At 68.5% G+C, this 18,652-nt stretch carries 24 protein-coding genes; 15 read left to right on the top strand and 9 right to left on the bottom strand.

Annotated features, from left to right (window positions below):
* The first annotated feature begins 296 nt into the window (after nucleotides 1-296).
* The gene (locus E1298_RS07165; protein ID WP_131890194.1) at nucleotides 297-737 is read left to right on the top strand and encodes an ASCH domain-containing protein; all 441 of its coding nucleotides are present in this window, start codon (nucleotides 297-299) and stop codon (nucleotides 735-737) included.
* A 121-nt stretch (nucleotides 738-858) separates the two neighbouring features.
* On the opposite strand, the gene mug is transcribed toward E1298_RS07165, so the two are convergent.
* Nucleotides 859-1,407, bottom strand: a complete 549-nt coding sequence (gene mug, locus E1298_RS07155; protein ID WP_131890192.1) for a G/U mismatch-specific DNA glycosylase — start codon at nucleotides 1,405-1,407, stop codon at nucleotides 859-861.
* A gap of 175 nt (nucleotides 1,408-1,582) precedes the next feature.
* Complete coding sequence (locus E1298_RS07145; protein WP_131890190.1) at nucleotides 1,583-2,524, bottom strand: aldo/keto reductase; 942 nt, start codon at nucleotides 2,522-2,524, stop codon at nucleotides 1,583-1,585.
* An 83-nt stretch (nucleotides 2,525-2,607) separates the two neighbouring features.
* Here E1298_RS07145 and E1298_RS07140 point away from each other — a divergent pair, with 83 nt between their 5' ends.
* Complete coding sequence (locus tag E1298_RS07140; protein ID WP_131890188.1) at nucleotides 2,608-3,228, top strand: LysE family translocator; 621 nt, start codon at nucleotides 2,608-2,610, stop codon at nucleotides 3,226-3,228.
* A 94-nt stretch (nucleotides 3,229-3,322) separates the two neighbouring features.
* Here the strand turns inward: E1298_RS07140 and acnA are convergent, their stop codons facing one another.
* Together acnA and E1298_RS07130 are read right to left on the bottom strand one after the other, a co-directional pair.
* Nucleotides 3,323-6,130 (bottom strand): aconitate hydratase AcnA, encoded by a 2,808-nt coding sequence (acnA, locus tag E1298_RS07135; RefSeq protein WP_207944487.1) that lies wholly within the window; start codon nucleotides 6,128-6,130, stop codon nucleotides 3,323-3,325.
* 189 nt (nucleotides 6,131-6,319) lie between these two features.
* Nucleotides 6,320-6,904: a TetR/AcrR family transcriptional regulator gene (locus E1298_RS07130; protein WP_131890184.1), complete on the bottom strand. Its 585-nt coding sequence runs from the start codon at nucleotides 6,902-6,904 to the stop codon at nucleotides 6,320-6,322.
* A 120-nt stretch (nucleotides 6,905-7,024) separates the two neighbouring features.
* On the opposite strand from E1298_RS07130, the gene E1298_RS07125 reads away from it, so the two are divergent.
* The 5 genes from E1298_RS07125 (at nucleotide 7,025) to E1298_RS07105 (ending at nucleotide 10,332) form a co-directional block, all read left to right on the top strand.
* Nucleotides 7,025-7,630 carry a DUF2867 domain-containing protein gene (locus tag E1298_RS07125; RefSeq protein ID WP_131890182.1) on the top strand — a complete coding sequence of 202 codons (606 nt, stop codon included), beginning with the start codon at nucleotides 7,025-7,027 and terminating at the stop codon, nucleotides 7,628-7,630.
* A gap of 252 nt (nucleotides 7,631-7,882) precedes the next feature.
* Nucleotides 7,883-8,263, top strand: a complete 381-nt coding sequence (locus E1298_RS07120) for a helix-turn-helix transcriptional regulator (RefSeq protein ID WP_207944488.1) — start codon at nucleotides 7,883-7,885, stop codon at nucleotides 8,261-8,263.
* Between the two features lie 5 nt (nucleotides 8,264-8,268).
* On the top strand, nucleotides 8,269-8,682 hold the full coding sequence (locus E1298_RS07115; RefSeq protein ID WP_131890178.1) for a VOC family protein: 414 nt from the start codon (nucleotides 8,269-8,271) through the stop codon (nucleotides 8,680-8,682).
* A 130-nt stretch (nucleotides 8,683-8,812) separates the two neighbouring features.
* Nucleotides 8,813-9,094 (top strand): hypothetical protein, encoded by a 282-nt coding sequence (locus E1298_RS07110; protein ID WP_131890176.1) that lies wholly within the window; start codon nucleotides 8,813-8,815, stop codon nucleotides 9,092-9,094.
* Nucleotides 9,034-10,332, top strand: a complete 1,299-nt coding sequence (locus E1298_RS07105; RefSeq protein ID WP_165975348.1) for a hypothetical protein — start codon at nucleotides 9,034-9,036, stop codon at nucleotides 10,330-10,332. Before E1298_RS07110 ends, E1298_RS07105 begins: the two co-directional genes overlap by 61 nt.
* 21 nt (nucleotides 10,333-10,353) lie before the next feature.
* Here the strand turns inward: E1298_RS07105 and E1298_RS07100 are convergent, their stop codons facing one another.
* Nucleotides 10,354-10,866 (bottom strand): NUDIX hydrolase, encoded by a 513-nt coding sequence (locus E1298_RS07100; RefSeq protein ID WP_165975347.1) that lies wholly within the window; start codon nucleotides 10,864-10,866, stop codon nucleotides 10,354-10,356.
* Nucleotides 10,867-11,101: 235 nt separating this feature from the next.
* On the opposite strand from E1298_RS07100, the gene tgmA reads away from it, so the two are divergent.
* Genes tgmA through E1298_RS07085 form a run of 3 tightly spaced genes read left to right on the top strand, consistent with a single transcriptional unit; the run spans nucleotide 11,102 to nucleotide 13,464 of the window.
* Nucleotides 11,102-11,356, top strand: a complete 255-nt coding sequence (tgmA, locus tag E1298_RS47825) for a putative ATP-grasp-modified RiPP (RefSeq protein WP_165975346.1) — start codon at nucleotides 11,102-11,104, stop codon at nucleotides 11,354-11,356.
* 3 nt (nucleotides 11,357-11,359) lie between these two features.
* A complete protein-coding gene (gene tgmB, locus E1298_RS07090) occupies nucleotides 11,360-12,322 on the top strand; it encodes an ATP-grasp ribosomal peptide maturase (RefSeq protein WP_131890168.1) in 963 nt (320 codons plus the stop codon).
* A complete protein-coding gene (locus tag E1298_RS07085) occupies nucleotides 12,319-13,464 on the top strand; it encodes a methyltransferase domain-containing protein (protein WP_131890166.1) in 1,146 nt (381 codons plus the stop codon). The genes tgmB and E1298_RS07085 overlap by 4 nt, the downstream gene beginning before the upstream one ends.
* A 44-nt stretch (nucleotides 13,465-13,508) precedes the next feature.
* On the opposite strand, the gene E1298_RS47820 is transcribed toward E1298_RS07085, so the two are convergent.
* From E1298_RS47820 to E1298_RS07075, 3 genes are all read right to left on the bottom strand, one after another.
* Nucleotides 13,509-13,664, bottom strand: coding sequence for a hypothetical protein (locus E1298_RS47820; RefSeq protein ID WP_165975345.1), 156 nt, complete (start codon nucleotides 13,662-13,664; stop codon nucleotides 13,509-13,511).
* 118 nt (nucleotides 13,665-13,782) lie between these two features.
* Nucleotides 13,783-14,148, bottom strand: coding sequence for a hypothetical protein (locus E1298_RS07080; RefSeq protein ID WP_131890164.1), 366 nt, complete (start codon nucleotides 14,146-14,148; stop codon nucleotides 13,783-13,785).
* Nucleotides 14,130-14,525 carry an ATP-binding protein gene (locus E1298_RS07075; protein WP_131890162.1) on the bottom strand — a complete coding sequence of 132 codons (396 nt, stop codon included), beginning with the start codon at nucleotides 14,523-14,525 and terminating at the stop codon, nucleotides 14,130-14,132. The genes E1298_RS07080 and E1298_RS07075 overlap by 19 nt, the downstream gene beginning before the upstream one ends.
* A gap of 155 nt (nucleotides 14,526-14,680) precedes the next feature.
* Here E1298_RS07075 and E1298_RS07070 point away from each other — a divergent pair, with 155 nt between their 5' ends.
* The 4 genes from E1298_RS07070 (at nucleotide 14,681) to E1298_RS07055 (ending at nucleotide 16,225) form a co-directional block, all read left to right on the top strand.
* Complete coding sequence (locus E1298_RS07070; protein ID WP_131890160.1) at nucleotides 14,681-15,496, top strand: helix-turn-helix domain-containing protein; 816 nt, start codon at nucleotides 14,681-14,683, stop codon at nucleotides 15,494-15,496.
* Nucleotides 15,487-15,669, top strand: a complete 183-nt coding sequence (locus E1298_RS07065; RefSeq protein ID WP_131890158.1) for a DUF397 domain-containing protein — start codon at nucleotides 15,487-15,489, stop codon at nucleotides 15,667-15,669. The genes E1298_RS07070 and E1298_RS07065 overlap by 10 nt, the downstream gene beginning before the upstream one ends.
* 173 nt (nucleotides 15,670-15,842) lie before the next feature.
* Nucleotides 15,843-16,049: a DUF397 domain-containing protein gene (locus E1298_RS07060; RefSeq protein ID WP_131890156.1), complete on the top strand. Its 207-nt coding sequence runs from the start codon at nucleotides 15,843-15,845 to the stop codon at nucleotides 16,047-16,049.
* The gene (locus E1298_RS07055; RefSeq protein WP_131890154.1) at nucleotides 16,040-16,225 is read left to right on the top strand and encodes a DUF397 domain-containing protein; all 186 of its coding nucleotides are present in this window, start codon (nucleotides 16,040-16,042) and stop codon (nucleotides 16,223-16,225) included. The genes E1298_RS07060 and E1298_RS07055 overlap by 10 nt, the downstream gene beginning before the upstream one ends.
* Before the next feature lie 117 nt (nucleotides 16,226-16,342).
* Here E1298_RS07055 and E1298_RS51740 read toward each other — a convergent pair whose 3' ends face one another.
* Nucleotides 16,343-16,864 (bottom strand): recombinase family protein, encoded by a 522-nt coding sequence (locus E1298_RS51740; protein ID WP_424923077.1) that lies wholly within the window; start codon nucleotides 16,862-16,864, stop codon nucleotides 16,343-16,345.
* Here E1298_RS51740 and E1298_RS07045 point away from each other — a divergent pair.
* Entirely contained in the window at nucleotides 16,863-18,650 is a 1,788-nt protein-coding gene (locus E1298_RS07045) for a bifunctional AfsR/SARP family transcriptional regulator/alpha/beta hydrolase (protein WP_165975344.1), read from the top strand. The two genes, E1298_RS51740 and E1298_RS07045, sit on opposite strands and share 2 nt — an antisense overlap.
* Nucleotides 18,651-18,652 lie beyond the last annotated feature (2 nt).

The following is an 18,652-nucleotide window of genomic DNA, read 5'->3' as shown; positions in this document are numbered from 1 at the left end:
CCCGCCGCGAGCGCCTCGGGCGTCCCGGGGGCTCGCGGACGGGCCGGGCCAGCGGGCCCGTAAACCCCATTAGGCACCGTGCTCCCAATACGCACGGTGAGCGTGACAACCCGGAGAGGTCTTCGTGCGTCCCATAAATGATCGATGGGGACAGTCCGTGGACCCGAACGCCGACGCGTTCGCTTCCCCCGTTGGCATATCGCCCGGAATGCGCCTAGCCTCTCGGGCATCGTCGCGCGGCGCGCCCCGGCCCGGGCCGCGCATCCGGAGACAGTGCGAGCACTGGAGGTGACCGCGTGCAGGCGATTAGTGTTCAGCAGCCCTGGGCGTTCGCGATAGCGCGTGGCGGTAAGTCCGTCTCCAACCAGGCTTTGCCGACCGCCTACCGCGGTCCGCTGCTCGTGCACGCCTCGATGCGGGTCGATCTGAAGGCGTGTGACTCGCCGCTGATCCAGGCCGCCGGCTGGGACCCCCGCGATCCGCTGGCCACGATCGGCGCCGTCATCGCCGTCGCCGACCTCGCCCACGTCTGCTCCGCCGCCGTCGCGGGCGGCCCTTGCGACTGCGGCCCCTGGGCCGACAAGGGCGCCCACCACTACCGCCTGGCGTCCGTCCGGGCCCTGCCCCGCCCGATCGTGGCGCTCGGCCGTCCGGGCCTCTGGGAGCCCAAGCCGTCCCTCCTCACCGAGGTTGAGACGATGTTCGCCACCACCGCCGCCCTGAACCACACCTCCTGACCGTCCAGGACGCTCAGGAGGTGAACGCGGCCTCGCGCAGACGAGCGAACTCCTCGGCGATCCGGTCGAGCGGCCAGGAAGCGTTGAGGCCGCTTAGCGAGCTGGGTGCAGCACCCACGGCTCAACCCGCGGCCACCCGCAGGCGCGCGAATTCCTCGGCGATCCGCTCAAGCGGCCAGGAAGCGTTGAGGCCGCTGGGGTTGGGCAGCACCCACAGCTTGGCCGGGCCGAACGTCTCGTCCTGCGGGCCGATCGCCGTCCCGGGGCGGCCGAAGGCGGTGCGGTAGGCGGTGACCCCGGCGACGGCGAGGTAGACCGGACGGTACCGCTCGACCAGGGCGGTGAGGCGGCGGCCGCCCTCGCGGAGCTCCTCGGCGGTCAGCTCGTCCGCGCGCGCGGTGGTGCGGTGGGCCAGGTTGGTGATGCCGAGGCCGAAGCCGGGCAGGAGGTGCTGCTCGGAAGGCGCCAGCAGGCGGTCGGTGAAGCCGGAGCGGTGCAGCGCGGGCCAGAAGCGGTTGCCGGGGCGGGCGAAGTGGTGGCCGGTGGCGCCGGAGTACAGGCCGGGGTTGATGCCGCTGAACAGCACCCGGAGCGTCCCGCCGTCCGGGGGGAGAACGTCGGGGATCACGCGGTCGCGGGCGGCCTCCAGGTCGGCCTTGGTGGGTCGCATCAGATCAGGTTACGGACGATGAGGGCCACCGCGAACGCGCCCACCACGATCAGCAGCGCCGCCCGCATGCGTCCCGCGTCGAGGTAGCGGCGTCCCGGCGACGCGGGCGCCGAACGCCCACCCGAGGCCGCGCAGGTCGGCGTGCCTGACCTCCTGCGCGAGCTCGGACGAAAGGTCAGGCGGACGCCTTGGTGAGCCTGTCCACCTGGCCGGCGGTCAGCTCCGTCCGGGGCACCTCCAGGAGCGGCGGGAGCTGGTCGAGCGTGCGGGCGCTGGCGATCGGCGCCACGACGGTCGGCTGGGCGGACAGCCAGGCCAGCGCGACGGTCGCGACGGGAACGCCCTGTTCCTCGGCGACGGCGTCGAGCGCCTCCAGGACCTTGTTCCCCCGCTCGGTCTCCAGGTGCTTGGCCGCCTTCCCGGCGCGCGCGCTGTCCACGCTGGCCCCAGGACGGTACTTACCGGTCAGGAACCCCGAGGCGAGCCCGTAGTACGGGACGGCCACCAGCCCGTACTGCTCGGCCAGGTCGCGCCGCGGGCCCTCGTAGGAGTCGCGCGCCACCAGGTTGTACTCGGGCTGGATGGCCGCGTACCGGGCCGTGCCCTCGCGCTCGCTGAAGGCGAGGGAGGCGGCGAGCCGGTCGGGCTCGATGTTGGACACCGCGATCTGCCGGATCTTGCCTGCGGCGACCAGTTCGTCCAGCGTGGTCATGATCTCCTCGACGGGCACGGACGGGTCGTCGAAGTGGGTGTAGTACAGGTCGATGTAGTCGGTGCGGAGGCGCCGGAGCGAGTCGTCCACGGCCGCCTTGAGCACGGGCGCGGACAGACCATCGTGGTCCGGGTGCCGGCCGCCCTTCGTCGCGATGACGACGTCGCCCCGGTTGCCGCGCGACGCCGTCCACTCGCCGATGATCGTCTCGGACTCGCCGCCGTCGTTGCCCTCCACCCACGCCGAGTACACGTCGGCGGTGTCGATGAAGTTGCCGCCGCCCCCGGTGTAGGCGTCCAGGACGGCGAAGGAGGTGTCCTTGTCGGCGGTCCAGCCGAAGACGTTGCCGCCGAGCGAGAGCGGGAAGACGTCGAGGTCGCCGATCTTCTTGGTGATGTCAGCCATGTCTAGATCCAATCCACGCGTCTGGGCGGCCATTCCCGTCCTGACCAGGAACATTCCTGCCACCCCGGTGGCAGAATGTCCGAATGCTCACTGCTTGCCTCGCTTTCGCCGCAGTCGCCGCCCTGGTCACGGTCACTCCCGGGCTCGACACGATGCTCGTCCTGCGCACGACGGTGACCAGCGGACGCCGCACCGGGATCCTCGCCGCCGCCGGCGTCGCGTCCGGCTGCCTCGCGTGGGCGGTGGCGAGCGCGGCGGGGCTGACGGCGCTGCTGGCCGCGTCCCGGCTCGCCTTCGACGCGCTGCGCGTCGCGGGCGCCTGCTACCTGCTGTGGCTCGGCGGCCAGGCGCTCTGGAAGGCGCGCCGCAGGGCGTTCGGCGACGGAGAGGTGCCGGACCCGTCCGTCTCCGGGTCCGCCGCGCTGCGCACCGGGTTCGTCACCAACCTGCTCAACCCCAAGATCGGCGTGTTCTACATGAGCCTGCTGCCGCAGTTCGTTCCGCACGGCGCGCCGATGTTCGGGACGAGCATGGTCTTCGCGGTCATCCACGCCGCGGAGGGCCTGCTGTGGTTCGCCCTCGTGGTCGCCGCCGCGGGGGCCGCCCGCCGCGCCCTGGCCCGGCCCGCCGTCAGGCGCCGCCTCCAGCAGGTCACGGGCCTGGCGTTCATCGTCTTCGGCCTGCGCCTCGCCACCGAGCACTGAGCCCTGGCCCCGGGCCCTGGTTCAGCCCCGGACCAAGGGAAACGGGCCGCCTCCCTTGGGGGTGGCGGCCCGTTTCACCGGACGCGGCCTGCCGCTACTTGCGCAGGAGGTTGCGGAGGACGTACTGCATGATGCCTCCGTTGCGGTAGTAGTCCGCCTCCCCAGGCGTGTCGATGCGGACGACGGCGGTGAACTCCCGTCCGTCCGCCGTGACGGTGACCTCGCGCGGGATGTCGCCCTCGTTCAGCTTCTCGACCCCGGTGACGTCGAAGGTCTCGGTGCCGGTGAGGCCGAGGGACGCGGCGGACTCGCCGTCCTTGAACTGGAGCGGGAGCACGCCCATGCCGATGAGGTTCGAGCGGTGGATGCGCTCGTACGACTCGGCGATGACGGCGCGGACGCCGAGCAGCGCGGTGCCCTTGGCCGCCCAGTCGCGGGACGAGCCGGAGCCGTACTCCTTGCCCGCGATGACCACCAGCGGCGTGCCCTGCGCCGCGTAGTTCTGCGCGGCGTCGTAGATGTAGGACTGCGGCGCGCCGTCCTGGGTGAAGTCGCGGGTGAAGCCGCCCTCCACGTCGTCCAGCAGCTGGTTGCGCAGCCGGATGTTGGCGAACGTGCCGCGGATCATCACCTCGTGGTTGCCGCGGCGCGAGCCGTAGGAGTTGAAGTCCTTGATCGCGACGCCGTTGTCCTGGAGGTACTGCGCGGCGGGCGTGCCGGCCTTGATCGACCCGGCCGGGGAGATGTGGTCGGTGGTGACCGAGTCGCCCAGCTTGGCCAGGACGCGCGCGCCGTGGATGTCGGTGACCGGCGCCGGCTCGATCTCCATGCCGTCGAAGTACGGGGCCTTGCGCACGTACGTGGACGACGGGTCCCACTCGAAGGTGTTACCGGTCGGGATGTCGAGCCCGCGCCACCGCTCGTCGCCCTTGAAGACGTCGGCGTAGTCCTTGACGAACATCTCCTGCCCGATGGACGACTCGACGATCGAGGCGACCTCCTCCGGCGCGGGCCACAGGTCGCGCAGGAAGACCGGACCATCGGTGCCCTCGGCGATCGGGTCGTTGAGGATGTCGATGTCCATCGTCCCCGCGAGCGCGTAGGCGATGACCAGCGGCGGCGAGGCCAGGTAGTTCATCTTCACGTCGGGGCTGATGCGGCCCTCGAAGTTGCGGTTGCCCGACAGCACCGCCGTGACCGCCAGGTCGTTGTCGTTGACGGCCTTGGAGATCTCCGGCTGGAGCGGCCCGGTGTTGCCGATGCAGGTGGTGCAGCCGTACCCGACCAGGTTGAAGCCGATCTTGTCGAGGTACGGGGTGAGGCCCGCGCGCTCGTAGTAGTCGGTGACGACCTGCGACCCCGGCGCCAGCGAGGTCTTGACCCACGGCTTGCGGGTCAGGCCCCGCTCCACGGCGTTCTTCGCCAGCAGCGCCGCCGCGATCATGACGTACGGGTTGGAGGTGTTGGTGCAGGACGTGATCGCCGCGACCGCGACATGGCCGTGGTCGAGCTCGAAGCCCGTCCCGTCCTCCAGCGTGACGGGGACCCGCTTGTGCGGGCGGCTGGACCCGTTGGCGTCCACGTCGCGGGGCTTGTCGCCGTTGCTGCCGTAGCTGATCGCCGGGGAGTCGGAGGCCGGGAAGCTCTCGTCGGACGCCTCGTCCGCCCGTCCCTGGACGCTCGCGACGTAGTTCTGCACGTCCCGGCGCCAGGTCTCCTTGGCGTTGGACAGGGAGATGCGGTCCTGCGGGCGCTTCGGCCCGGCCAGCGACGGGACGACCGTCGCGAGGTCCAGTTCGAGGTACTCGGAGAACTCCGGCTCGACCGACGGGTCGAGCCACATGCCCTGCTCCTTGGCGTACGCCTCGACGAGCGCGATCTGCTCGTCGGTGCGCCCGGTGAGCCGCAGGTACTTCAGGGTCTCGTCGTCGATCGGGAAGATCGCGCAGGTGGAGCCGAACTCGGGGCTCATGTTGCCGATCGTGGCGCGGTTCGCCAGCGGCAGCGCGTGCACGCCCTCGCCGTAGAACTCGACGAACTTGCCGACCACGCCGTGCTGCCGCAGCATCTCGGTGATCGTCAGCACGAGGTCGGTCGCCGTCGTGCCCGCCGGGAGCTCGCCGGTCAGCTTGAAGCCCAGCACGCGCGGGATGAGCATCGAGATCGGCTGGCCGAGCATGGCCGCCTCGGCCTCGATGCCGCCGACGCCCCAGCCGAGGACGCCGATGCCGTTCTCCATCGTCGTGTGCGAGTCGGTGCCGACGCACGTGTCGGGGTAGGCGACCCCGTCCCGGTCGAACACCACGCGGGCCAGGTGCTCGATGTTCACCTGGTGGACGATGCCGGTGCCGGGCGGGACGACCTTGAACTCGTCGAACGCCGTCTGGCCCCAGCGCAGGAACTGGTAGCGCTCCCTGTTGCGCTGGTACTCGACCTGCACGTTGCGCTCGAACGCGTCCGGCGACCCGAAGTAGTCGACGATGACGGAGTGGTCGATGACCATCTCGGCCGGGGCGAGCGGGTTGATCCTGGTGGCGTCGCCGCCGAGCCCGGCGACGGCCTCGCGCATCGTCGCCAGGTCGACCACGCACGGCACGCCGGTGAAGTCCTGCATGATCACGCGCGCGGGCGTGAACTGGATCTCCTTGCTCGGCTGCGCGTTCGCGTCCCAACCGGCGAGCGCGCGAATATGCTCGCCGGTGACGTTCGCGCCGTCCTCGGTGCGCAGCAGGTTCTCCAGGAGCACCTTGAGGCTGTACGGAAGCCGTGCCGAGCCCTCGACGGCGTCCAGCCGGTAGATGTCGTAGGACTTCTCGCCCACCTGCAGCTTGTCCAGGCTGCCGAAGCTGTTCGCGGACACGGACTCCTCCTCCGTCGCCGCCGCGCGTCGGGTCCGGGACATGATCGCGCGGCGCTCGTCATCTGGGTCTTCTCAATGCCCGCCCGGCGCACGGCGGGGGCGGGTGCTCATCTTCCTTGATCCTGCCCTAGTCGGATCCCCGACCGGGAATCAGGTCCGCCTAACTTCGGCAGGATTTCTCTTGATGTCAAGCTATCTTCAATTTATCTCGACATCAAGGTTCTTGCACCCCTAGCGGCCGCGCTCGGCGCGGGGGCGGTTGAGCAGCAGGTCGGCGGCGTGGGCGCGGACCTGGGCCCTGGTCCGGCCGCCGTGGCCGGCGGCGAGGAAGTGCTCGCCGATCGCGACACAGAAGGCGAGCAGGCTGCGGGCCTCGACCTCGTCGGGATCGGAGCAGAAGGTGCCGATCATCTCGCGCAGCAGCGCCATGCGCCGGTCGTCCACCCGCCGCAACCGCTCGGCGACCGACTCGTCCCGCCGGGCCCAGTCGCGGATCGCCAGGTCGATGGGCAGCAGGCGGTCGCTGGAGAAGGTGAGCGCGCCCGCGCGCTGGATCTTGGTCTTCGGGTCGCCGCCCTCGCGCTCGACGCGCTCGATCACCTCGTCGATGCTCTCCCGCTCCCAGGCGTCCAGCATCGCCTCCAGCAGCGCGCCGCGGTCGGCGAAGTACCCGTAGAAGCCGCCCTTGGTGACACCGAGCCCCTTCGCCAGCGCCTCGACGCGGACGGCGTCCGGGCCGCCGGCCGCCAGGGCCCGCAGCCCCTCCTCGACCCACCTGCCGCGCGGCGTGCGAGTGGCGCCCACGATGTGCCTCACCTCACCTCTCCACGTTATATACGCAAGCGTATAAATGGGCCTAGCCTCGTCTTGTACGCCACCGTATATCCGAACGGAGACAGCGATGACCGCCGGTTTCGATCCCGAACGGCCGCAGCGATGAGGCTCCCCGCCACAGCCCACACCGACCGGCCGTGGCGGATCCACGAGATCGCCCCCGACTTCCGGCTGGAGGACGTCTGGTCGTTCCGCACGCCCGGCGCCGGACCGGACGACTTCCCCGCGATGCTCGCCGCGATGCGGGCCTCCGGCGGACCCTCGCGGTACCCCTTGCCGGTCCGGTTCCTGTTCGAGGTGCGCTGGAAGCTCGGCGGGCTCCTCGGATGGGACAAGCCCAAGGCGGGCATCAAGGCCCGGGTCCCGTCGCTGCGCGACCGTCTGCCGGACGACCTCCGCGAGGCTCCGGCCGGCCCCGAATCCACAGCCATCCCGCTCACCCCTGTGTACGAGCTCGACCAGGAGTGCGCCCGCGAACTGGCGAACAAGACCGTCCACACGATCATGCACCTCGGCTGGGCACCGGCCGCGAGCGGCGGGCACGAGCTGCACATGGCGGTCCTCGTCAAGCCCAACGGCCTGTTCGGACGGCTGTACATGGCCGCCATCTCGCCGTTCCGCTACCTCGTCGTCTACCCGGCACTGACCCGGCAATGGGAACGCGCGTGGCGGGACCATCATCCGGAAGAACGCGCCGCCGATGCCTAGAGGCCGCCTCCTGATTCCTCACCAGTAACCTCGTCGTCCAGGCAACCGAAGGACGGGTGTCGCTGGCCACCTTCATGCGCTACGACCGAAGCCCCGGCCGTCTCATCTGGCCCCCGCTGTCCGCGATCCATCGCCGCATGGCCCCCGGGCTGCTCCACGGAGCCGAGGCAAGGATCCGAGCGTCGTAGCAGCGCGTATCGTGGCGGGGTGGAGTTGGAAGACCTCGTCCGGCTGCGCCGGGCCCGCGACCTGATGGACCGCGAGTACGAGAAGGCACTCGACGTCCCGGAGCTGGCGCGCGTCGCCCTCATGTCGCCGGGCCATTTCTCCCGCAGCTTCCGCGCCGCCTTCGGCGAGACGCCGTACAGCTACCTGATGACGCGCCGGATCGAGCGGGCCAAGGCCCTGCTGCGGCGAGGCGACCTCTCGGTGACGGACGTCTGCTTCGCGGTCGGCTGCACCTCGCTGGGCTCGTTCAGCTCGCGGTTCACCGAACTGGTCGGCGAGAGCCCGAGCGCCTACCGGGCCCGCCGCCACGACGAGGGCGCCGCCATCCCCGCCTGCATCGCCAAGATCCACACGCGACCGGTCAGGAACGGAGAAGCGAGACCCTCCTCCCCGCCCATAGCGTGAAACCCATGGACATCACCCTTTCCCAGTGCTTCATCGCCGTCGACGACCACGACAAGGCGCTCGCCTTCTACCGCGACGTCCTCGGCCTGGAGGTACGCAACGACGTCGGCTTCGAGGGAATGCGCTGGGTAACGGTCGGGCCCCCGTCCCAGCCCGGCGTGGACATCGTCCTGGAACCGCCCCTCGCCGACCCGAACGCCTCGTCCGCCGACAAGAAGGCCATGGCGGAACTCCTTGTCAAAGGCCTGCTGCGCGGCGTCATCTTCAAGACCGACGACTGCGACGCCACCTTCGAGCGCATCAGCGCCGCCGGCGGCGAGGTACTGCAAGAGCCGATGGACCAGCCCTACGGCGTCCGCGACTGCGCCTTCCGCGACCCATCCGGCAACATGCTCCGCTTCACCCAACCCCGCAAGTGACCACCGGCCCCCACTGGTAGACGCCCGTACGGGCGCAGTGACCGGTCGTTCCCTAGCTGGTTATGCTCACGGTGACCGCGTGACATCAGCCGGTCGCCGTTGTCGCTGGACGCAGTGAGGGTGGTCGACGATGAAGCTGGCCGGGCTCGCCTCCTACGACCAGCGTGTCGCCCGCGCGGCCCGGACGTTGCTGGGCTGTCAGGGTTTTGACGGCGGGTGGGGGCTGACGCTGTCGTCGGTGTCGTCGATCGTGAACACCAGCGAGGTGCTGGCGATCCTGCGTGCAGCCGACGTTGGTGGCGCCCCGGTCCGCGGCGCGTTGGCCTACCTGGCCGAGGCGGTCGAACAGCATTGCCGTCCCCGGCAGAAGGGCGGCCGGGGGAGAACACCCGGTTCGTCTGCTTCGGCCTGACCGGGTTACTGCGTTACCCGGAATTCTTCACCCAGCCCGAGGTCGCCGAGACCGCGGCCTGGTGCGTGGACTGGCTTGACCGCCACCAGGTCGAGCACGGCTGGCCGGAGGTCGCCGGGATCGACGACACCTCGCTGCACCAGACCGCGCTGGCCGTGCTGGCGTTGTCGCGGCTGCGCGATGCGTTGACCGCGCTAGGCCCGGGGCTGGCACTGCCCGGTGGGACCGATACCAGCGCCCTGGCCTCCCGGGTCGAGCCGCTGATCGGGCACGGGCTGGCCGGGCTGCTGTATCACCGTCGTCCCAGCGGTGCCTGGGGGTGGCGGACCTATGTCGACACCGAGCCGAGCCCGAGCAAGACGGCTCTAGTCGCCGCGGCGGCAGGGAACCGGCATAGACACCTGGAGGGCGGTTCCCGCACCCGGGCCCAGCCACAGGAGGTCGGCGGGGTTCACGGCAGACCGCAGATGCTGTGCCCGGCGCAGATCGTCACCGAGGCCGGGCAGTGGCTGCTGCGCAACCATCACCGGTGGGAGACCTTCGTCGAGGACGACAAGGATGTTCAGGGCACCGCCTGGGAGCACATGGCCTACGCGCTCGGCGTACGGGGTGTGCTCCACGCCGGTGGCAGCCCGCATGACCGCAGGCTGGCACGAGCCTGGCGGTTGATGAACAACCTGTGGGACGCCGAGGCCGGGCTCTGGAACGAGCCGGGCGCTTCTGGGCAGCGGGCCACCGTCCGGGCGGCCTACTACACCGTCACCGCATATGAGGAAGCCCGGCTGCGGATCGGCCGGCTCAGTATGGCTGAGGCGGACGGTTCTGCGGCCGGCCCCGTGGCAGGCCGTCTGGAGGAAGCGCCGCCGGCACTGCGCGAGATCTCGCTGATGCGAGACGGCCGACAGATCACGATGAGCACCGTCGAGGCGTCGGCGGCCTGCGCCGTGTCGCAGCGGCTGTTCGACCTGGCGGTCCTGCTGCATCACGCCCCCGGCGGCCTGGCCGTCCCGCAGATCGCTGCGGCATTGCACGTCGCATCCTCGTCGGTGCCCAAATACGTCCAGCGGCTCAACCTCGCGGTCGCCGACGCCTTCGGCGGGACGCCGGTCAAGCTGGTGGTCTCCCGCCAGGTCACCGACGGCGGCGGTCTGGTGAGCGGCTATGCCTTGGCCGCAGGAGCCGACCGGCTCAAGACCGGCGACCTCACGCCGAGCCGTACGCCGGGCCAGACCAACTGACGCCAGGCCAGCTCCGCGCGGTCAGGCGCGTTCGCTCTCGATCGGGTAGTTGCGCAGCGCGAACCGGGCCAGCGACCGGACCTGCTCGAAGGTCGGCAGGTCATCCAGGTCGCCGAGGGTGAACCACCGGGCGTCGGCGACCTCTTCGAGTTGGGCTTGCAGTTCCTGCTCGCCGCCGATCCGGCGGACGTAGAAGAACTGGACGATCGCCGGGATGCGGAAGCCCTCGCGTTCCAGATCCACGTAGAACGGGGCCGGCTCGGGGGTGGCGTTGCCGTCGGGTGGATGGATCACCGGCTGAGCGGACAAGGCCTCGACCAGCAGCCCGGTCTCCTCCTTGAACTCCCGGACGGCGATCTCGGCGAACGTCTCGCCCGGCTCGATGTGCCCGCCGGGCGGCACCCACTTGCCGAACCGGTTGTGGTGCACCAGCAGGACCCGGCCCTGCTCGACCAGATAGCCCGAGCAGATCAGAACGAAGCCGGTGTCCTTGGTCACCTCGTCGTCCTGGATGAGGATCGAACGTCGCACCACGTCCGCCACCCTAGCCCACCGATCACGATCGATCTGGCAGTTCCGGGGCCGCGCGCAGGCTGTCGGCGCCCCTATGACAGGTCATCGAGGCGGCGGTGACAGGTCATCTGTCATGACATCGAAATGTCAGCGGGATCTGGTCACCCACCGGCCGATGGTGATGGCATGGACGCCAACGCGCGTTGGACGGGTGAGGGACAATAGGGCTCCCCGGAGCGTAGAAGGAGCCAACGCGATGCCCGCACGGAGCCCTTGGGGTCTGACCCGGCTCTCACCGTTCGCGGCGGTGACCGTCGTTCCCCCGTACACGATGGAACTTGACCCCGAGACTCAGACCGGGCGCTGTGTCCTTGACGATGGCTCGGTCGTCACCTTCGGTCACCGCAAGACCTACAAGGCCACTGAGACCCCAACCCAGGTCAGCAAGGGTGACGGTGCCGACCACAAGCAGTACGACCCAGACAAGGACCAGGACTCCGAAGAGGACTAGCGAGTGCGAGACGAACGCCCTGTCCTGGTACTGAGCGAGCTGGACGACTACACGGCCGACGCTGTGATCATGGAACTCCGGAAGCGCGACGTACCAGTGGTTCGTCTTGACCCGGGCAAGGACTTCCCCAGCACGGTGACCTTCGCTGTTCGTCTCGATGACGCTGGTCGGTGGACGGGTGATCTGATGACCGGGACCAGGCGTTTGGATCTGGCGTCGGTCAGGGCGGTCTACAGGCGCAGGCCCAGCCCGCACACTCCCTCCCCCGAACTGGACGAGCAAGACGCGTGTTTCGCCGCCAAGGAGGCCCGTCACGGGTTCAGTGGAATCCTGGCCAATCTGCCGAACTGCCTGTATGTGAACCATCCGGACGCCAACCGTGCCGCTGACGTGAAGGTCAGGCAACTCAAGGTCGCGTCGAATCTGGGCTTGCGCGTCTCTACGACGCTGGTCACCAACGATTTGGGCCAGGCTCGTGCCTTCGCCGCCGAGCAAGGCCAGGTTGTCTACAAGCCGCTGACCTTCGTCCGGTACCTGACCCCGGACGGCCCGCAGACCATCTGGACTCGGCCCGTCCACGCGGACGAGATTGACGAGACCGTGGCCGGAACCGCACACCTGTTCCAAAGCCTCGTGGATAAGGTGGCAGACCTGAGAATCACGGTGGTCGGGGAGGAGGTCTTCTGTGTCCGGATTGATTCCACCCCTCCGCAACTGGACTGGCGGTACGACTACGACCGGCTGACCTACACTTGGTGCGATCCTCCGGCCGAGTTGATCGGTCCCATGATCTCCTATCTGAGAAATTTTGGACTCGCTTTCGGCTGTTTCGACTTCGGCCTTACAGAACGGGGCGAACCGGTATTTTTCGAATGCAACCCCAATGGGCAATGGGGCTGGCTCGAAGAACAGACCGGGGCACCCATCACGGCGGCATTTGCGGATCTCCTCAAAGGAGGAGCATGACATCGGTAGACGAGGACATCGACCGCTTGGCCGACGCTCTAACCGCTTCGGGTGACCTGACCGACCAAAAGTGGCGCCGCTCCATGCACGCGGTACCGCGGCACTTGTTCATCCCGGAACGCGGCTATGCCATGCCCAACTCCTACCGCCAAGGTCCGCCGGCACACACCATCGACCGGAACACCGACCCAGAGGGATGGTGGGCAGCGGTCTATTCGAACATGTCGGTCATCACGCAACGGGACGACGGTGCGGGCGACCCGGCATCCGCCGAAGGATCGGCGTCTTCATCCAATTCCGCACCCGGTGTGGTCTTTCCCTTCCTCGAACTTCTCGCCCCCATCGAGGGTGAACGAATACTCGATATCGGAACGGGGACCGGATGGACGGCCGCGCTCCTCAGTGACCGCGTGGGATCCGAGAACGTCACTACCGTCGAGATCGACCCCCAAATGGCCGCACAAGCCGCCGAGAACATCCGGGCAGCCGGATACGCTCCTAACCTCATCACCGGCGATGGGGTCGCAGGATGGCCGCAAGGCACACCCTACGACGGCATTCATGTGACATGCGGAGTAAGCGAGGTTCCCCTTGAGTGGGTACGACAACTCCGACCGGGCGGTCGGGCCGTGCTGCCCTGGATGTCTGGTACCAGCGGTTTCAAGTTGCGCTTGATAGCCACGCGGGACGGACACGCGGTAGGAACATTTCATGGAGGTGCCGGGTACATGATGCTGCGTTCACAACGGCCAATCTCGGGTTGGCACAAACACCATGTGGACGACGCTCAGCTGACCACTACCCGCCTCGACCCAGCACAAGTAATGGAAGCCGAAGCCGGAGCCGACCTAGCACTGACCATGAACGTGCCTCGACTCGTCATGCTCCGAATGTTCAACACAGATGGTGCCAAGTCCTGTTTCCTCGCGGAAGTCGATGACCCCAAGGGCTCATGGGCCACCTGCGACTCCAGCCCCACAGGCGAACACATCGTCACGCAGTACGGAGACCGCCGCCTGTGGGACGAAGTAGAAGCCGCCTTCACCCAGTGGACCCAGCTCGGCAGCCCAACCCCAGACCGATTCACCTTGACCGTGGGGCCGGACGGCCAACATCTTCGGCTCGACAACCCGGCTCGCTGACCTTATAAGGGCCAGGAGCGCCGAATGCGGAGCTAGATCAACGACTACTGCTCCATTCTCTCTGATTCATCGGCGCGGAAGTCCGGCATCGGTCCCCGGCCGTTCCACCTCAAGGCTTCGACCGACAGCCACATGACCTTGGAGATCATGTAGCGCTTGTCCGCGTCCCTGTGATCGGCGCGCTCGATGGCGAGCGTCATATGTTTGATGCCTGCCGACGCAGGTAGGCGACGGCGACACGACGGACGGGCCAGGCGGCGACGCGCAACAGGACCGTCGCCTCGGAACCGGGCATCGGCTCTCCTTCCAGCGTGGATCTCACCGCGGCAAGCGGTTCCGCAGAAACCCGTCGATCACCTTCGCCTCCTGCGCGACGTCACCTCCGCAGTGACACAGGAAGCCGCCGCGCCCGCGCGGCGCCTCGTGGAATCCCCACCGGCCGCCGGGAACAGCCAGGACGCTCAGCGTGGTCACGACACTGCCCTTGCCGTAGACCCGCAGCAGCGGGAAACGAACCGGGACCACCTCGGGGCGGTACGTCTTCACGCACCGCCACCCCCGCCCCTCAAGGGCAAGGGCGATCACGTCCAGGTGTCGCACGGCGATGTCACGGTTCCGCTCGGTGCGCCACTGTAGATAGCGGACGCGGATCGTCCGCCGCACCGTCAGCGCAGCTTGGCCCATGTGACCTTGCCTCCTTCGTTGAGGGGACGAACGCCCCACTCCTGCACGATCTGCGTCATGAACAGCAGCCCCCGTCCCCGTGTGGCCGTGTGGTCCTCCGGACGGACCACGGGCCGTCCCTCGCCGCCGTCCCACACCTCGACCACCACCAGCCCGTCCCGCTCGTCCCGGAACACCCGGACGACGATCGGCCCCTCCCCGTACCGGTACGCGTTGGTGACCAGCTCGCAGACCACCAGCCGCCCCACGTAGTCGTCCGCGATCCCCCACTCTCGAAACCGCGCGGCCAGAAACGCCCGCGCAACCCCAGGAGCCTGGTCGGTCGGATCAAGAACAAGCGTCGGCGGAACCTCTGGAGCGAGTGCTGTTGTTGGCATGGATGCGACCTAACGTGTCCGGGTTGACCGGCCCCCATTCAGTCACGAGGCACGTTCGGAGCGTCACGAAGCGCAGGTAGGAGCCTGACAATTGACCCCGACGAGATTCGCCAACTTGGTGGCCGGTTGGGCCGAGGTTGGACGACGATGGCGGCATGGCACCACGACGATCGAGAGCGAAGGTCAGCCCCAGCCTGGTCCCGTTCGGACGTAGGTTCCGCAGGTACCGGGAGGCCAAGGGCTGGAGTCAGGAGAACGTCGCGCGTAGGGCCCGCGACGGAGAGGGCGTCACCTCGCAGTACATCGGGCAGGTCGAGACGGGCCGGACACGCTGCACCCGCGAGTTCGCCGAAACGATGGATCGCGAACTTGAGGCGGGCGGTGAGCTCATCGAACTGTGGGAGGACTTCGTCAAGGGTGCGACGTTCCCGACCTGGTACGAGTGGCTGCCCGTGGAGGAGACGGCGGCAGAGCTGACCTGCTACAGCCTCTCGCTCGTGCACGGCCTCCTCCAGACCCCCGCCTACGCCGAGGTACTGCTGTACGGCGACAAGGGAAAAGTGGACGAGCGCATCGAGCGGCAGAGCATCCTGACCCGTCAACTCCCTCCCCCGCCCGGCTGTACGTTCCTCATAGACGAGGGCGTGTTGTTGCGGGAGGTCGGCAATCCGCAGATCATGCGCGAACAGTTCGATCACCTCGTCGCAGCACCACAGGCGCTCGGGGTGGCGGTGCACGTCGTGCGAATGCGGGGCGATCACCTCGGCAACGCCAGTTCCTTTACGATCGCCACCATGGAGGACATGGTGGAGGTGGCGTACATCGAGAGTCCGGCACGCGGGTTCACTCTGGAGGAGAACGACGAAATCGCCGCTCTCCGCCGGGCGCTCCGAGAGGTTCGGGCGCTGGCCCTCCCGGTAGACCAGTCACTCGACTTCATCCGAAAGGTGCAGACAGAACGATGGACCTGAACACGGCCACTTGGCGCAAGAGCAGCCACAGCGCCGGTACCGGAGGCGAGTGCGTCGAGATGGCGTCCGTCCCCGGCCTCGTCGCCGTCCGCGACAGCAAGGACCCGAACGGCCCGAAGCTGATCGTCACACGAAGCTCCTTCGCGGCTCTCGTGGCTGAGCTGAAGCGGTAACCGCTCCCCCAACAGATCGAGCCCCGGCCCTCTAAGGGACCGGGGCTCGGCGCTTCTCAGCACCCATGTCACCCTCCGGCCAGCGGCGATCAAGGCTGGCCGCTCATAGGCTGCAAGCAAGGCACTCTCGGTGACCCATCCGTGGGGCTGCTCCCAAAGAATGTGAGCGCACGATGAGCCTGAACACGTCCACTTGGCGCAAGAGCAGCTACAGCAGCAGCAACGGAGGCGCCTGCGTCGAAGTGGCCGACCTCGGCGACGTCGTGGGCGTCCGAGACTCCAAGGAGCCGGACGGGCCGATGCTCGCCGTCACCCGAGCCACCTTCACCACCCTCACAGCGAAACTGCTCCAGCAGGATGCGAGCGAACGATGGACCTGAACTCGGCCACCTGGCGCAAGAGCAGCCACAGCGGAACCCAAGGCGGGAGCGAGTGCGTGGAAGTCGGTGACTTCCACGAGACGATCGCCGTCCGCGACAGCAAGGATCTGGACGGCCCGAAGCTGATCGTCACGCGAGGCGCCTTCGCGGTCCTCGTGGCTGAGTTGAAGCGGTAGCCGCTCCCCCGACAGCACCGAGCCCCGGGCTCCCATGCCTTGGCACGCGGGAACACGCGGGAGTCTCGGACCGGAGGGCTCCTCAACCGCAAGGAGATCAGCACATGACGGTGCGACTCACCTCCGACCAGGTGAACGCCTTACTCTGCTCGCCTGACGGCGAATCGCGCGGCTTGATTGCCAGGGTGGGCGACATGTTCCCTCTCGACCCCATGCCCGCGGTCCAGGCCAACGGCACCGTTCTCTTGGGATCCAGGCTTGCGTTGAATGCCGCTCTTCGCGTTTGTGCAGTTCAGAGGCTGTGTGTTGAACGTTGTCGAGTGCAACAGGTGTGGTGCAAGCGTGCCGGGCGAGCTTCACCTGGCGGGGCCCGAGCTTGGGCTTCTGCCCGCTGGTACGGCCCCGGGCGCGAGCAGCCTCCAGTCCGTCGAGGGTGCGTTCGGCCATGAGGGCGTGTTCGAACTCGATGGCGCCCAGGATCTGGAAGAACATGCGGCCGACCGCGGTGGAGGTGTCGATGCCTGCGTCGTGCCCGCGCCTGCGTCCGCGCCGAAGACCACATCCAGCCAGCGCGGCAGCGCGGCTGGTTTCCACCTGTACGCTCCAATCCGTACAACCGCTTTGTTCGGGGGGGCTCATGCGGTTTGGGATTCTTGGTCCGCTTGAGGTGGTCGACGGTGGCGGGGCGCGTGTCACAGTTGGCGGGCCGCAGCAGCAGGCGCTGCTGGCGGTCCTTCTGTTGCACGCCAACCGGGTGGTTTCGACCGATCGGTTGATCGAGCATCTGTGGCCGGATCAGGCTCCTGCCGCGGCACGCGAGTTGTTGCAGGGATGCGTTGCGCGGCTTCGCCGGGTGCTGTCGGCGGACGGCGGGCGGCAGCCGGTCGTCACGCGTACGCCCGGCTATGTGCTGGAGGCCCGGCCGGGTGAGCTGGACCGGGATCGGTTCGAGCAGCTGACCGCTGCCGCGCACGCGCTGGCTGGCGACGATTCCATAGGCGCGTTGGAGGAGCGGTCCGCGCTACTGACGGAGGCTCTTGGGCTGTGGCGGGGTCCCGTACTGGATGGGATCTCGCTGGACGCGCGCCGGGTGGAGGCCCTGCATCTGGAGGAGCGCAGGCTCGCGGCACTTGAGGAACGGGTCGAGGTCGATCTGCGGCTCGGCCGGCACACCGACATCGTTGGTGAGCTGCGGTCCTGCGTGCGCCTCCATCCGCTGCGCGAACGTTTCTGGGCGTTGCTGATGATCGCGCTGGCGCGGGCCGGACGTCAGGGTGACGCGCTGGCCGCGTTCCGGCGGCTTCGCGAGAACCTGGTGGACCAGTTGGGCGTCGAGCCGTCAGCCTCGCTGCAAGAGCTGCACCAGCAGATCTTGTCCGGAGGCGAGGCGTCCACCGTCGCGAGCGGCATCGCCGCCCAGATCACCTGGGCGCCTGCGGTCGGCGGGAGCGTCGAATCGCTCGCGGATCCAGCATGGCCATCCCGCCGGACGGTCGGGGGCGGCAATGGTAGGTCCCGTCCCGGCAGTCGGGCCCAGGCCGGTCGAGGCCACGCGCGCCGCGGCGGGCCCACGCGGCCGGCTGAACAGCTGGTGCGCTTCACCGCCGTGAACGGCCGTCGGGTCGCATGGTCTGCCGTTGGATCGGGGCCTGTCCTGGCGGCCGGTGGCTGGTTCTGTGGTCACCTGGAGTTGGACTGGCGCAACCCGGATTTCCGGCGGTACGTCACCGCGCTCGCCGAGCACTTCACCGTGGTCCGGTACGACCGTCCCGGCAGTGGCCTGTCTGACCGGGACGCCTTGCCCGGCACTGACCTCGACGATGAGATCGCCGTCCTGGCGGCCGTCGTGGACGACGTCGCCGGGACCAGCGGTCGGGTGGCCCTGCTCGGTGGCTCATCCGGAGGCTGTGTCGCGGCGGGTTATGCGGCGATGTTCCCGGACCGGGTCGAGCGGCTCGTGCTGTATGGCAGCTACGCCAACGGCGCGGAAATAACCGAACACCTGGCCCGCGAGTCGCTCCTGTCGATCGTTGGCACCCACGCGGGTGTCGGCTCCAGGCTGCTCGCCGACATCTTCGTTCCGGACGGCAGAACTGATGAACGCGACGAGTTCGCCGCGTTCATGCGGGCATCCTCGACACCGGCCATCGCGGAGACCTCGCTGCGCATGGTTTACGGGTACGACGTCCGCGACCGGCTCGGCGGCGTGCGCGCGCCGACGCATGTCCTGCATCGTCGTGAAGACCGGGCCATACCGTTCGCGCTCGGCCAGGACATGGCAAGCCGGATCCCTGGCGCCTCGTTCATGGCCTTGGACGGCAAGGACCACCTGCCGTGGCGAGGCGACTCAGCGACCGTCGTACAGGCCGTGCTCTGCTTCCTCGGCGATGATGATCAGGCACTGAGGCCGCCCGGCGACGGTTGACG

Origin of the sequence: Actinomadura rubrisoli (genome assembly GCF_004349215.1) — a bacterium.
Lineage (GTDB): Bacteria > Actinomycetota > Actinomycetes > Streptosporangiales > Streptosporangiaceae > Spirillospora > Spirillospora rubrisoli.
The sequence above is the reverse complement of the archived record's forward strand: the minus strand, read 5'-3'. Positions and strand labels throughout refer to the sequence as shown.